This is a genomic window from Kriegella aquimaris (genome assembly GCF_900103215.1).
Lineage (GTDB): Bacteria > Bacteroidota > Bacteroidia > Flavobacteriales > Flavobacteriaceae > Kriegella > Kriegella aquimaris.
This window is the reverse complement of sequence record NZ_FNGV01000007.1, coordinates 142,153-155,717: the sequence shown is the minus strand read 5'-3', so window position 1 is coordinate 155,717 and position 13,565 is coordinate 142,153. Positions and strand designations below refer to the sequence as shown.

Here is a 13,565-nt window from a genome sequence, read left to right as displayed (position 1 = left end):
ATTTAAGCTTCTAAACCGGAATTTCTATTTAATTCGTTTTTCTATTCTCCTCCGAAGCATCGTACGACAAGTGTCCGGTTGAACCCTTGCCCAATATCTTATACCGCTGTTCGGGAATCTGAGAGCGATGTTGTTCTATCACTTCGACATATTCTGGTTTATCGATGACATTATACCATTCTTGAGGGTCACTATTGTGGTCGTAAAATTCTTCAGAACCATCGTTGTACTGAATAAAGCGATACCCATCCGATACAATAGCATAATTACCGGGGCCAAAACTCGTTCTGGCGTATTGTGCCCATTCACTTTCAGGATTTTCCAATAAGGGAATTAAGGAATTCCCCTCGTGTGTCGCATCTGGCTCAAGTCCGCTGAGTGCCAATAAAGTAGGATAGATATCCAACAATTGAACAGGCTTGTTGCAAACCTTACCCTTTGGAATACCCGGTCCCATGATAATTAGAGGCACACGGGCGCCATCTTCCCATAAGCTGCGCTTGGCAAAGCGTTCTTTTTCACCCAAATGAAAACCGTGATCGCTGAATAACACCACATAGGTGTTATCTCCATAATCACCATTATCGAGTGCGGTCAGTACACGCCCTACCTGTTCATCAACAAAGCTTACACAGGCTAAATAGGATTGTACGAGCGGTTTCCATGCTTCATTTTCAGCAACCCACTCATAAGTGGGAGACACATGATTTAAACGTGTGATATCTACCCCGTATGAAGATATATCATTCAAATCGTCAGTAATTGTTTGTGGTAATTGAAGCGATTGCATCGGATACATATCGAACCACTTTTGAGGTACAAATTGGGGTACGTGCGGCCTATAAAACCCGATACCCATCCAAAAGGGTTGCTCCTGCTTTTCAGCCAAACGGGCCTCGGCCCAACTAGCAAGTTGATAGTCGGGCATCTGATCATCGCGCTCGGGAAATGCACCCCAGTCCCACAATGGGTGTCCCGGATAACTACTGATTTTCTCATCGGGCATAGGACCAAAACCTCCGAATTGCCCTGCATAATTTGGCACATGGGCTTCATTGATCCCTTTTCCATTATGGAATAGTTTTCCTGCCCCAAATACGTGATAACCTTCTTTCTCAAATCGTTTGGGCATCACCATGCTTTTACTGGCCACAGGAGATTTGGTAATATCTGGGTTCAAAAAATAAATACCGGAGGTGCTGGGATATAGCGAAGTCATCACACTTGCGCGTGACGGATTACAGACCGGAGCCTGACAATGGGCATTCGTAAAAAGCATCCCGCGTTGGGCCAGCCGATCCATATGAGGTGTCTTAGCCTGCGGATGCCCACCCAAAACGCCAACCCAATCGTTGAGATCGTCTACGGCAATGACCAGTATGTTTGGTTTCTCGGATTCTTTTAAGGGTTCTTTTTTTTTATTCGTATGGCAAGCTCCGAGTAGAAATATTAGGGACAAAATGGGGGCAATTCGATTTGTTATTAGCATAGGTCTATCGTAAAAGTGAAAATTAAGATTCGAACTAGGGGAACGTTCGGTAATTTATCACTTTTTTTATATCCCTTTTACATCGAATACCATTTTTTCTGAAGGTTAGCTTTTTAGTCTATTTAACTAATAGGGTTTAACCGTTCGAAGCGTTGAAAAATGCTAACCTAATTTAAAAATCAAAATAGGTCCAAGTCAATATACCAGAGCTTACCTCAGGGGACTAGCTCTTTTGGATAGAATATTGGAATGCAAAAATAATTGTCATCAAAGACCCAAAACTGAAAAGAACGTGTCTTTATGGCTTTCTCCAATGGGTATGCGTATATCATTGATTACAATTCTATTGCGTTGCACCGTATTTATATAATTCACATTTACCACAAATGATTTATGCACCCTTAAAAATTGGTTGGGCGGAAGTCTATCCAACAGCTCCCTAAAACTCATTAGTGTGAGTATGGCTTTATTCGTATTAGTGATATGTATTTTCAAATAATCTTTTAAGCCTTGAATGTATTCTATATCGTCAAGATTTATTTTGATGCTCTCATACTCGGCTTTAACAAAAATAAATTTTTGGGAGTCGTTGGTTTCACCATGCGATGAAAATATATTATTATTCTCCAATGGTTTTTCTTGGCTCGCCAAGAGTTCTTTACTTCTTGAAACAGCCTTTATAAAACGATGGTAGGGTATCGGTTTTACCAGATAATCAACCGCGTTCAGTTCAAACCCTTCAACGGCATATTGCGAATAAGCAGTAGTAAAAATAAATAACGGCCTATTATCCAAAGAATTTATAAAATCAATACCGCTAATTTGTGGCATTTCAATATCACAAAATATCAAATCGGCCTTTTTTTCTTTTATAACCGCGATAGCTTCCAACGGATTGGTAAAGGTTCCTAGCACCTCAACAAAATCGATCTTACTACAATAGTCTACCAAAATTTCAATGGCAAGGGGTTCGTCGTCAATGATAATACATTTCATCTGTTCGTTTTTGTTAGTTCATTAGGGTCTGATGAAATCCTTCGCTCCATTTGCGTGGTATTTCACGCCAACTGGTCTCGCCTATTATGTTGCTTACTGTCTGAGGGTCAAACTGACCGAATATGTTGTTCCATCGTTATTAACAATCAGCTCGTGTGCCAAGGGATATAATAGTTTCAATCTATTTTTAATGTTCTGCAAACCTACGCCTGAACTTTTCGTCGGCTCTTTGAACACTCCTATTTTATTCGTCACTCGTAACTGTATAGACTTGTGTTGCAGTAAAAGGTTTATTCTTACATCGGTCTTTCCTTCATAATCGGTTCCATATTTGAAGGCATTTTCAATAAAGGAGATAAACAATAAAGGGGGAATGACTTTATTCTTTTCTTCACCCGAAATTTGTAGGGTGACATTCTCACTATCCGATAAACGAAGGCGCTGCAATTGCACATAGCTTTTTATGTATTCCAATTCTTTGCTTAGGGGTACAAGGTCTTTATCGGCCTCATAGAGCATATAGCGCATCAATTCCGCTAAATCGACAATTGCCTGTGACGTGTCGGGTGATTGTTTAACGGAAAGGGCATAAATGGCATTCAGTGAATTAAATAAAAAATGTGGATTTAACTGTGTTTTTAAAAATTGCAGTTCCGATTGTATTTTCTGCTTTTCTACCACTTTACGGAGGTCTTCATTTTTCTTCCATTCCGTATACATACGGAGCATTGCACTTATGATGTATGGAATTCCAATGAAACTAATAGATATAAAAATTCGCGGATTCCACAAATTGGTATGCCTGTGCGTCATTCTAGTCATCATTTTTTCCGGAAAGTTTTCAGGCATTTCAGGAGTAAAGAAAAAATTGACCGATAAGGCAGCTACAATGATCAAGCAAACCGATACTGCAATGTAAATTTGAATGTTGCGCTTCAATAGCAGCTCAGGAACCACTAGGAAATAATTCACATAAAACAAAAGCATACCCGTACCCAAGCCAGCCATTAAATTAGAAGGTATAGGTCTAGATTGAGATATCATGGGATAAATTATCAAAATACAAAAGCACCCCCATATAAAAATATGCGCTAAAATTTGGGATATATTTTTCTTTTCTAAAGTCATTAAAAATTTTATTGTCTCTCCAATATAACAATGTTCAAATCGTCAAGTTCGGTCGTTGCTACCACTGGACTGTCACCTTTTCTTAATTTATAGACCACCAAATCGGCGAGCAACTGCGCATCTTTCACCGTTCCAATTGCTTGTTTCGTATTGATGGCAGGAATGTACTCTTGCTGTATGATGAGCTTATCATCTTTTAAAATTTGATAACCGTAGCCATCTTCAACAACAATAATAGCGGTATCAAAAGAAGGCACAACAGGTGTTTGTGAAGGAATAAATTTCAATACGGTCAAAAATGATAAACCTACAAGAAATAACATCCCAATATTTAGAGAAAATTTCATTTTATACTGTTATTTAATTCTTAAATAAAGTTTTGTTTCTTGAACTTCATTGAGTCATACTTTAACAACCTTTCTGGTCTGAATAAAATTATCCGCAATCTATATTCAACCGATATTCCCTTTTAAAACTATGAACATCTTGGTATTTAAAATGGGGCCAGGCACCACTGCAAGACCCCATTCATCAACTAAAATCACTCAATGAAAAATTTTTAATCTTCTTCTTCGTATTCATCAAAGGGGAAAAATTCGTCAAGATCATCTAAATACAGACTTCCTGTTCTTCCCATACCGATGAATGCCCTACTTGTATTTGAGAAAACGATGGCATCTTGACGCGACGACCCTTCATAGGAAGTCTTTACCTCCCACGTATCCAACGACGGGTCATATTCCCAAATTGAATTGGTAGGTCCAGATCTTTCTCCACAAGCAATATATCCATATCCATTCATTGTAAAGCCTAGGGCATTACTTCTTGTAACCTGATAATCATCCTCTTCGTCGAGGTCTAATTTTTTGGTCCAACTTTCGGTGGTTGTATCAAACACCCAAAAATCATCTAGATAAACACCATTGGAGACTCCTGTTCCTAAATACACTTTATCTCCGATAGTAAAGGTCGTTGCCGCCCTTCTCTTATCGCCACCAAAACCTTCCAGTTCTACCCAAGTATCTGATGATGGATCGTATTTCCAAAAGTCTTTTCGGTCATTATCACCATCAAATCCGGTACCGAAGTATCCAAACCCATTGGCACCAAAAGCTATGGCATTCCTTCGAGGTGTTTCGAGGTCCGCAATTTCCGTCCAAGTATTCGAACTTGGGTCGTAGGCATAAAAATCGCTCAGTTCGGTTAGCCCATCATAACCAGAACCAATGTAGCCGATACCGTTTACTTCGAAACCTACGGCCGCATTTCTAGCCACTCCTGGAAAATCTGCCTTTTGAGACCAATAGTCACCTTCCATATTATACGCCCATACCGATGTCAGATAATCATCACCATCATACCCAACACCCATATAACCAGTATTATCAATGGTAAACCCTGAAACACTACTTCTAGGGCTGCCGTCAAATACCGACCTGTCAACCCAGTTGCCCAAGTCTTCCTCATCATCATCATTCGAGCAACTGGTGAGTAACAGCATCAATACACTAAAAAGGGTTATAGTTTTAAAATTATCTTCAATTCTTCTCATTCTTAATAATTTATTTTTTGGTCCTAATTTTCATCAAAGCTAAAACGTGCATCCGCCGTTAAAAAACAGAATAGATCAAAGGGAGGTTTTAACATATCAAATGGACAATTTGATCTACGAACGCCTCTACCACTTTCATCGTGAGAATTTCAGGATTGATCTTAAAAGAATTGGCGTTGGTCTATTCGGGTTTTGAGCCTTGTACTTGCATTCTACCTTTGATGAAAATCAACAAAATATATGAAAAGGGAAACCATACATAAAGTCCTCCGCTTGCTACCTTTAATTATTTTCCTCTTCCCTGTGGTGTTTGTCGCATGCAACGAAGATGCTATTGATAGTTCTGAATTCGTCGCGGGGGAAGTCTTTACAGAAAGTAACATTAGGGTCATACAAATTGATACCATTACCGTAGCAACATCAACCATCAAATTCGACAGTCTTATCACCTCACAATCGTCAAGGGTTTTGGTAGGCAAATATATCGATCCCGAATTCGGGACCGTGCGATGTGCAAGCTACTTTGAACTGTTGCCCACGACATACACTATAGATTCAGAAGCAGAATTCGATAGTATTGCGATGTATTTAAAGTTCGACAAATACTATTACAACGACACCCTGAAACAAAACACCATTCAGATCAAGGAACTTAATGAAACCCTGAAAGCCTACAATGGAGATGACCTTTACAATACGGCTAGTTTTACATATAAGGAAGAAAATCTCGGAACACTATCATATACCCCCAGACCTATAAGTGCCGATTCTTTGGAAATTAAGCTTTCCGACAGCCTCGGACTAGATCTTTTTAAGGAGTTTCAGGAAAAATCAATTACGAACTTTGCCGAATTCAATGCGCATTTTAAGGGCATGGGATTATTTCCAGGGGAAAGTGACGATGGATCGATTATTGGTTTTTCACTAGCATCGGAAGATAGTTATATGCGTCTTTACTTCAGCACCGCGGAAGAAACTGAGCGCGTGGACAATTATATCGATTTCACGATCAACACCACTAGTTCTCCCATCCCGTTTTTCAATCAAATAACGGCTGAAGAACCCAACGAATATTTAAAAACACTTACCGATAAAGAAATTGATCTTAAAAGCGCCAATGCCGAAGGCCGAAGTTTTATACAGTCAGGTGTAGGGATTGCCACTCGAATTCAATTTCCCCATATCAAAAGTATTTACGACATACCCGGTGAAGGCACTATTTTAAATGCCGTTTTAAAAATAAAACCCGCCGCCCAAAGCTATGACGACCATTTGATTTTAAGGGATAGTTTATCGGTCTATCTCGTCGATAAGAACAACGACCTAACCGAACAGCTATCTTATGTCGCCGTTTTAAATCGGGACAATCAGGAATTTAATGACATTTATTATGAACTGCCATTAAGCAGTTATATCGAAAAGCTTTTGGTAACGGAAAGATATACGGGTGAAGCACTTGTGCTATTGCCCGACAACTACAATAGTACCGTAGACCGATTTATACTCAACGGAAACAACAATTCAGATTATAGTACCACTTTAGAACTCACCTATTCCATCTATGATGAAGCTGAAAATTAAAATCCTTTTACTTACCACAGGTCTCGTTTCACTCTCGACATTCATACAGGCTCAATCCGAAGGGCTGACCAGTTCACCCTATTCACTTTATGGTCTTGGTGTTATCAATCAGACCAGTATAGGAAAATCGAATGGGCTGGGGTATACAGGAATTGGCTTAAAAACTGAAACGGAAATCAATAACTTAAACCCTGCCAATTTTGCGTTGGTTCCTCAGAACTCCTTTTTTTATGATATAGGTGTAACCAGTGAATACAACAACTATAGCAATGTAGGCACTTCAGAGGGGCGCACGAGCCTTAACTTTTCAAACTTTGCCTTCGCTTTTCGAATCACCGAAGGCTTAGGGGCCGGTATTACAATGGTTCCTTATAGCGATGTCGGTTATACGTTAGTGGGCCTGCAAAGTAATATTGAAGGAACCACTGAATTTTTCGAAAGTAATGTTGCAGGTATTGGTGGATTGAGTGACTTACGCTTAAATCTGGGTTACGAGATCGTTGATAATTTACGCCTTGGATTGGCTGCCTCCTTTTTATTTGGAAGTATCGAAGAAAATGAAGACTTCCAGATCAGTAGCAGCTCTTTCGAATCAACGGAAACTACCAATTATAATGGTATTCGTATGGGTTTTGGACTACAATATGATCTATTGGAAAACGTGACCATTGGTAGTACTCTTCAATTTCCAACGGTGTTAAATGGAACTCTCGAACGCTACGCGATGAAGAACCTAGATGGCTCCGAGATTGTAGTTGAAGACAATACGACATCCGATGCTTCGAGTTTCACCATGCCCTTGGAAGTTGGTGTTGGTTTAAGTGGTACGCTTTACAAATCGTTGACCTTGAGCGCAGATTATAAAAAGAACTATTGGAGTGCGACCGAACAAAGCGAGAACTTGGGCCATTATGTTGATCAAGACATTTATGCCTTTGGTGCAGAGTACATAAAAAATAAAGATAGCTATAAACTATCACAACGCATTCGATATCGCGCAGGTTTCAACTATGACACTGGTTATTTGGCCATCGGAAACACGCGGGTGAAGGGCTTTAATCTCACCACGGGCATTGGAATTCCGCTTAGCAAAGGCACCAACTCACTATTGAACCTATCATACAGTTACGGCTCCAAAGGTCAAATCCAAAACATTCTAGTAAAAGAAGATTACCATTTGCTCACGCTGAACCTGAGTTTGGAAGATTTATGGTTTAGAAAGCGAAAAATCAATTGAAATCTTTCAAGAAACGAAAATACACAATCAAATTGTCAACACATTAGCCATGAGAAAAGATATTCTAAAAACAAGCATTTTTATATTAAACCTCTTTTTCTTGACCTGCCTCTATCCGCAAGAGAAAAAAAAGCAACAGAACAATGCTTCATTCAAAATGTTCAAACGGTTAGATATCGATCATGATGGGGTTATCAGTAAAGACGAGGCAAAAAAGGCTAGAAAAAGTCTTATTTATGCAGATTTCGAACTTATAGATACGGATAAGAGCCTCACAATCACATTAAAGGAATTAAAAATAATCAGTGGTGAACCCATTGAAGAAAGCGAGTAGTGATGTTTCTGAAAAGGCTTTACAAATACTAATACCACGCCATTCAAAACAATTCTTGTCTCACCAAATCGAAATATTTGGCACTTACCGGAATACTGACTTTCCCAATAATTAAATCTCTTCCTTTTAAAGCTGAAACTTTTGTCTTATTGATAATATAGGAGCGATGCACTCTCATAAATTTTTCCTTGGGCAGCATATTTTCCAAAGATTTAAGCGACTGATTGCTCATTAACTTGCCTTCCTTTGAATAATAAATCACATACTCACTATCACTTTCGATATAAAGAATGTCATCATACTTCAGTTTATGAAGATCGTAACCTGATTTCACGGTTATCGTACCGTCTTGATCAGAAGTTTTCGTCTCCGTTTTGATTTTGGAGACCGACTTCAAAAAACGTTCGAATGTAATAGGCTTCAAAAGATAATCAAGCGCATTCAACTCAAAACCTTCAACGGCATATTCAGAATAGGCCGTAGTGAAAATAATCTGTGTAGTCGGTGCAATCATTTTAGCGAAATCCGTTCCCTTGATTTCTGGCATTTGAATATCTAGAAAAAGTAAATCTATGTTAATCTCGCGCATTATTTCCATGGCCTCGACGGGACTTTCGGCGGAACCGGCACACTCTAAAAAATCGATTCTGTCTATATAGGTTTCCAATAAATTTCTGGCCAACTCTTCATCGTCGACTACTAAACATTTAATCTTTTCCATCTAAATTTAAATGTAGTTTAACTTCAAAAATAGTCGATTTGTCATTAATAATCAGTTCATGACGATTCGGATACAGCAGGGCCAGCCTTTTCTTCACATTCTCGAGTCCGATGCCCCCAACTTTATCCTTGTTCAAAACTGTTTCAGGTACACTATTCGCTATTTCGAATTTAATTTCTTTTGAATCGGAATAGATACTAATTGTCAAGAAAGAATTTTTTATATTCTCAAGATTCCCGTGCTTCAGCGCATTTTCTACAAAAGGAATCAATAACATCGGGGCTATGTTTACATTATTATCCATAACCTTAAAATCTGTCTTTATAGGAAAGACTTTACTGCTTTTTAAACAGAACAGTTTTAAATAATTTTCGATGTAGTCAATTTCTTTATGAAGTGGCACATAGGGGCGGTCACATTCATAAAGTACGTATCTCAGCATATCGGACAATGAACTAATGCTCTGTTGTGTCTTGTTTGAATCAATAGCAGAAAGGGCATAGATGTTATTCAGGGAATTGAATAAAAAATGAGGATTTATCTGTGATTTCAAAAGTTTGAGTTCGGTCTGCAAGTTTTCATTTTTATTTCGAATCGTCTCTTTTTCGTGCTTTTGTGCAAACAGGAAAGTCTCGACGATCGTGGCAAGTACATAGGCAATTGTTACCAGTAAAAATTCTATTAAAAATCGAGGTGGCGGTTGCACCCTCATATCGGGTAAAGCCCCTCTTCGTGGTGGTGGACCCTGAAAAATCTGTGAACTTATTGCCGAACAAATCAAAAGAAGACCTATAGATACAAGAATAAAAAATGTGTATTTTTTCTTTAAAAGAAGCGTCGGCGCCGTATAATAAACCAATACCGTAACCACCAGAATCTGAAGAACGAATGAAATCAAATTCTGTTTGACAAATTGGAAATCACCACCCAATACAAGCCACCCTACAATCCAAATAGCCGCCCACAGGAATACCTGAAATAAATATCGTTTTGATCTGTTCATACCGCAAATTAAAGGAAATAATATTGATTGCAACGGCGAAAACATCATTGTTATCACCTTGAAAACGAGACTTCACAGATAGAATCCCTCCGTTAACTGAAAACCTGCCTTCACTCACTTAAAACGGTCATTTGATATTTAACCAATGTCCATCTTTGTAGTCCAAAATAGAATTTTTAACAAAAAGATAATGATGAAAAAAACTTGTAAAACTGGATTAAAACTTGGCTTAATCGTCTCGTTTTTCGCTTTCAACGGCTACGCACAACCTTCACAAAACAATAGGGGAAACCAAGAGCCGCCTTCGGCCGAAGAAATAATAAAGCAAATGGACAAAGATGAGGACGGAAAGCTCTCTAAAAAGGAAGTTAAGGGACCATTAAAAAATGATTTTGCCAAAATCGATGCAAACGAAGATGGTTTCATTTCCAAAGAAGAAATCGAAAAGGCACCTAAACCAAAAAGACAGGGGCGCCAATAAGCAAATCGAAAATAAAAACAGCTATCATGAAATATTTTTTAATTTCAAAACTAAGCTTTCTATATACTCCTTTCCTTGTTTTTTCATGCCTAAGCTGCAGTAACAATTCAAATGGGAACGAAGAGAGTGAAGAGGTTTCCGAAATCGAAGGAATCGTTAATGTAGACCCATCACTTTTTCTTTCTGAAGGTTTGGTAGAACCAATAACTACCGAGGAAAAAACACTCTCAGATGGCACTGTAGCCCTGTGTTATAAAATCGTGACGAACACAACACCCAGCGACCATACCATGGGTCCCTGGTGCCCGACCAATATCGCCGATGGAGCCGATAAGGGAGGGAAATGGTTTGAAAACGGCGAACTCTATGATGTAGATGGTGCGTTTATAGAAAATCTTGATGAATTTTATTCAGATAGTACTTGGAAAATGTATGATGAAAATGGCGATATCTATACCACCGATAGTCAGGAGGCCTGTGAAGCAGCAGCTAACCCTAATGTTGGAGAAGAATACGCAAACTATTGCGTCTACTGTCAGCATTCCTATTTTGACGATATTACCGTGACCTACTATATACCTGTTACTCCGGTAAAACTTGACGCTCCTGATTTTATAGGAGGAGCCCTAGCTGGCCCACCAGACGGCGGAGGTCCTCCTGATGGTCAAGCCCCACCCAATGGCGGTGCTCCAGCAGGTATGGAATCTTCAGTGATCGGAACAGCGTTCAATGGCGTAAACTTTGACCCTCCGGCCCCAACTGCCCAAATTCTTGGTGCCTACACTATTGCTCCGATGGACGATAATGGTGGTCACGTAAATCCCGCTACTGGGTATCACTACCACGCAGCTACAGGAACCACAACCGTGGTTGCCCAATCAGATGGTCATGCAGGAATGATCGGTTACGCCATGGACGGGTTTGGCATTCATGAACAAATGAACGAAGATGGCGCCGAGCCAACGGACTTAGATGATTGCCGTGGCCATACCGACGATATTAGAGGTTATCACTATCATGTCGCCGCTCCAGGCACCAACAGTTTCATCAACTGCTTTAATGGTGCTCAAGGCATATACGAATTGAATTAAAGCTTGCTCAAAATCTATCAAATCAATATAGTGATGAAAAAAATAATTTGTTCGATATTATTATTCAGTGCCACTTTTTTTTTGCGGGCCCATAATTCTCAAATAGCCACCATGGCCCTAGTACAAGGAGAAGACAATCAATGGACACTTCAATTAAGTTCCTCTTTTGATGGATATCGATATCAACTGCTATACAATTACCCCGATATTGATGTAAACAATTTACCAGCAGAAGAATTCCAAAAATTATTGATGCAATACCTCGAAGATAATATCGAACTGATGGCTAACGGAAACGCTATGGCGAAGTTAAGAAATGGCTATATAGAGATGGGGCATCATACCGTTATAAAATTCAACCTAACAGGTCTTCCCGATAAATTGAAATCCCTTGATGTTAAGATCACCGGTCTCAATGAGACATCAAATAACAATTGCGTATTTAAAATTATTACCAAGGATAACAAGTCTAAAAATTTCTTTTTAAAAAAGGGTAATAATTTTGAACTGTCTATCTATTCGCGTGATAACCAATTTCAAGTGGAAACGGTGGAAGAAGCAAGTCTATCGTGGGTAGTTGTGGGTCTGGGTAGCCTGGCGGTGCTAACAATGTTCATTATTTCGAAACTGTTCACCGTTCGAAGACCGGGTATGCGGAAAGTAAGTTAACTATCTGATATAGACATAAGTCGGTTAAAAAATAATGGGTAGGAACACGAATAAGGAAATACTAAAAAAACAAGATTAAACAGTGAGTAATGAGAAATTTTAATACAGCTTTATTGATTGTTGTTATTGGCTTATTCTATGGCTGCAACGGACAAAAGAAAAAAATTGCCCACAGTCATAGTCATAATGAGTCTTCGGGTTCTGAAGTGGCTCATAACCATAGCGACTACTTTGGCTCATACATCTTGAATAATGAGAATTTTGGAACAAAAACTACCGTAACCGTTCAAGGTGATAAACGCACCATGGTTACCAATGCTATTCCCAATCATAAAACAGGTGCATTTCCCAATCAAGGAAATCCAAATACTATTAGCGCCCAAGATAGAACGTACGTATTTCCCATAAAACCTGTATATACAGGTAAATCAAAATGGGTCAGGGAACCTGGTGTGGCACTGAACGGAGTGAAATTTGAGCCCGGAACAGCTGAAGTCGTGGTTTGCGAAAGCGGTGAAAATTATCGAGTCGAGGCTTTTCAAGACTTGATCGATCTTGGTCTTGATTTTAACAATGCCCACGTACAACCAAATGGAGCTTACCACTACCATGGCACACCAACTGGTGTTATTGAAACCTTTGACAGTGACGAAGACCTGGTACATGTCGGTTTCGCCCACGATGGTTTTCTTATCTATTATTCAAAAAGTAGCGCATATAAGCCAAGTTATCGCATAGTCGATGATAGTCGTACTGGTACAGACTGCACCTATTCCAATCCAAAAGTTAGCATTGATGTTGATATCAATGGCACTGAACAAGATGGAACTTTCTTATCTGATTGGGAATATGTAAAGGGGTCGGGCGATTTAGATGAATGTAATGGCACTGAGATAAACGGTGATTATGTCTATTTAGTAACAAACTCTTATCCCTATGTGGGTCGATGCCTAATGGGCGAGTTTACCGACACGGAGAGAAGAGGTCCCCCGCCAGGAGGTGGCGGTCCGAATGGTCCCCGTCCAAACAACAGGCCGACGAACAGACCTCCGAATGGTTAATTGTACAATTACACAATCTATTCTGATACATCAAGAATTTGATTACCGAAAGCAAATCCATTTTTCGGATTTTAAACCTGGGCTCTGTAATTCTTGCGCTCAAATTAATAAAGGCCATTTTAATTAAAAAACTAGAAATAATTCTAATACCATTTTCGATTTAAAAGGGTTTGTGCACCTCGAAACGATTTGCACAGACTTTTTTTATATTGAACCCTTCCC

Annotated in this window: 14 protein-coding genes; 7 read left to right on the top strand and 7 right to left on the bottom strand. The window is 39.2% G+C overall.

From position 1 onward, the window contains the following. Positions 1-28 precede the first annotated feature (28 nt). The 5 genes from BLS33_RS14745 to BLS33_RS14725 all read right to left on the bottom strand — a co-directional run bounded on the left by BLS33_RS14745 (position 29) and on the right by BLS33_RS14725 (position 5,165). On the bottom strand, positions 29-1,459 hold the full coding sequence (locus BLS33_RS14745) for a sulfatase (protein WP_218129564.1): 1,431 nt from the start codon (positions 1,457-1,459) through the stop codon (positions 29-31). A gap of 297 nt (positions 1,460-1,756) precedes the next feature. After that, a complete protein-coding gene (locus tag BLS33_RS14740; protein ID WP_089890856.1) occupies positions 1,757-2,485 on the bottom strand; it encodes a LytR/AlgR family response regulator transcription factor in 729 nt (242 codons plus the stop codon). Between the two features lie 93 nt (positions 2,486-2,578). After that, on the bottom strand, positions 2,579-3,529 hold the full coding sequence (locus tag BLS33_RS14735; RefSeq protein WP_245731481.1) for a sensor histidine kinase: 951 nt from the start codon (positions 3,527-3,529) through the stop codon (positions 2,579-2,581). A gap of 92 nt (positions 3,530-3,621) precedes the next feature. Further along, a complete protein-coding gene (locus BLS33_RS14730) occupies positions 3,622-3,960 on the bottom strand; it encodes a DUF4907 domain-containing protein (protein ID WP_089890848.1) in 339 nt (112 codons plus the stop codon). A 212-nt stretch (positions 3,961-4,172) separates the two neighbouring features. Then, positions 4,173-5,165 carry a Kelch repeat-containing protein gene (locus BLS33_RS14725; protein ID WP_089890845.1) on the bottom strand — a complete coding sequence of 331 codons (993 nt, stop codon included), beginning with the start codon at positions 5,163-5,165 and terminating at the stop codon, positions 4,173-4,175. A 240-nt stretch (positions 5,166-5,405) separates the two neighbouring features. On the opposite strand from BLS33_RS14725, the gene BLS33_RS14720 reads away from it, so the two are divergent. The 3 genes from BLS33_RS14720 to BLS33_RS14710 are packed head-to-tail and all read left to right on the top strand — an operon-like array spanning position 5,406 to position 8,317. After that, the gene (locus BLS33_RS14720) at positions 5,406-6,746 is read left to right on the top strand and encodes a DUF4270 family protein (RefSeq protein WP_245731474.1); all 1,341 of its coding nucleotides are present in this window, start codon (positions 5,406-5,408) and stop codon (positions 6,744-6,746) included. Beyond that, entirely contained in the window at positions 6,727-7,983 is a 1,257-nt protein-coding gene (locus BLS33_RS14715) for a BamG family beta-barrel-assembly machinery protein (protein ID WP_089890842.1), read from the top strand. Before BLS33_RS14720 ends, BLS33_RS14715 begins: the two co-directional genes overlap by 20 nt. 49 nt (positions 7,984-8,032) lie before the next feature. Continuing rightward, a complete protein-coding gene (locus BLS33_RS14710; RefSeq protein ID WP_089890839.1) occupies positions 8,033-8,317 on the top strand; it encodes an EF-hand domain-containing protein in 285 nt (94 codons plus the stop codon). Between the two features lie 43 nt (positions 8,318-8,360). Here the strand turns inward: BLS33_RS14710 and BLS33_RS14705 are convergent, their stop codons facing one another. Next, positions 8,361-9,038, bottom strand: coding sequence for a LytR/AlgR family response regulator transcription factor (locus BLS33_RS14705; protein ID WP_089890835.1), 678 nt, complete (start codon positions 9,036-9,038; stop codon positions 8,361-8,363). Beyond that, positions 9,025-10,041, bottom strand: a complete 1,017-nt coding sequence (locus tag BLS33_RS14700) for a sensor histidine kinase (RefSeq protein WP_089890832.1) — start codon at positions 10,039-10,041, stop codon at positions 9,025-9,027. Before BLS33_RS14700 ends, BLS33_RS14705 begins: the two co-directional genes overlap by 14 nt. 190 nt (positions 10,042-10,231) lie before the next feature. On the opposite strand from BLS33_RS14700, the gene BLS33_RS14695 reads away from it, so the two are divergent. The 4 genes from BLS33_RS14695 to BLS33_RS14680 all read left to right on the top strand — a co-directional run bounded on the left by BLS33_RS14695 (position 10,232) and on the right by BLS33_RS14680 (position 13,343). After that, positions 10,232-10,522, top strand: coding sequence for an EF-hand domain-containing protein (locus BLS33_RS14695; protein WP_089891179.1), 291 nt, complete (start codon positions 10,232-10,234; stop codon positions 10,520-10,522). A 26-nt stretch (positions 10,523-10,548) separates the two neighbouring features. After that, the gene (locus tag BLS33_RS14690) at positions 10,549-11,613 is read left to right on the top strand and encodes a YHYH protein (RefSeq protein WP_089890829.1); all 1,065 of its coding nucleotides are present in this window, start codon (positions 10,549-10,551) and stop codon (positions 11,611-11,613) included. Between the two features lie 33 nt (positions 11,614-11,646). After that, entirely contained in the window at positions 11,647-12,282 is a 636-nt protein-coding gene (locus BLS33_RS14685; RefSeq protein ID WP_089890826.1) for a hypothetical protein, read from the top strand. A gap of 89 nt (positions 12,283-12,371) precedes the next feature. Continuing rightward, positions 12,372-13,343: a YHYH protein gene (locus tag BLS33_RS14680; RefSeq protein WP_089890822.1), complete on the top strand. Its 972-nt coding sequence runs from the start codon at positions 12,372-12,374 to the stop codon at positions 13,341-13,343. The last annotated feature ends 222 nt before the right edge of the window (positions 13,344-13,565 follow it).

Excerpts from the sequence above, each read along its gene's own strand:
- BLS33_RS14740 (WP_089890856.1), bottom strand. The coding sequence starts at position 2,485 with ATGAAATGTATTATCATTGACGACGAACCCCTTGCCATTGAAATTTTG.
- BLS33_RS14735 (WP_245731481.1), bottom strand. The coding sequence starts at position 3,529 with ATGATATCTCAATCTAGACCTATACCTTCTAATTTAATGGCTGGCTTG.
- BLS33_RS14730 (WP_089890848.1), bottom strand. The coding sequence starts at position 3,960 with ATGAAATTTTCTCTAAATATTGGGATGTTATTTCTTGTAGGTTTATCA.
- BLS33_RS14725 (WP_089890845.1), bottom strand. The coding sequence starts at position 5,165 with ATGAGAAGAATTGAAGATAATTTTAAAACTATAACCCTTTTTAGTGTA.
- BLS33_RS14720 (WP_245731474.1), top strand. The coding sequence starts at position 5,406 with ATGAAAAGGGAAACCATACATAAAGTCCTCCGCTTGCTACCTTTAATT.
- BLS33_RS14715 (WP_089890842.1), top strand. The coding sequence starts at position 6,727 with ATGATGAAGCTGAAAATTAAAATCCTTTTACTTACCACAGGTCTCGTT.
- BLS33_RS14710 (WP_089890839.1), top strand. The coding sequence starts at position 8,033 with ATGAGAAAAGATATTCTAAAAACAAGCATTTTTATATTAAACCTCTTT.
- BLS33_RS14705 (WP_089890835.1), bottom strand. The coding sequence starts at position 9,038 with ATGGAAAAGATTAAATGTTTAGTAGTCGACGATGAAGAGTTGGCCAGA.
- BLS33_RS14700 (WP_089890832.1), bottom strand. The coding sequence starts at position 10,041 with ATGAACAGATCAAAACGATATTTATTTCAGGTATTCCTGTGGGCGGCT.
- BLS33_RS14695 (WP_089891179.1), top strand. The coding sequence starts at position 10,232 with ATGATGAAAAAAACTTGTAAAACTGGATTAAAACTTGGCTTAATCGTC.
- BLS33_RS14690 (WP_089890829.1), top strand. The coding sequence starts at position 10,549 with ATGAAATATTTTTTAATTTCAAAACTAAGCTTTCTATATACTCCTTTC.
- BLS33_RS14685 (WP_089890826.1), top strand. The coding sequence starts at position 11,647 with ATGAAAAAAATAATTTGTTCGATATTATTATTCAGTGCCACTTTTTTT.
- BLS33_RS14680 (WP_089890822.1), top strand. The coding sequence starts at position 12,372 with ATGAGAAATTTTAATACAGCTTTATTGATTGTTGTTATTGGCTTATTC.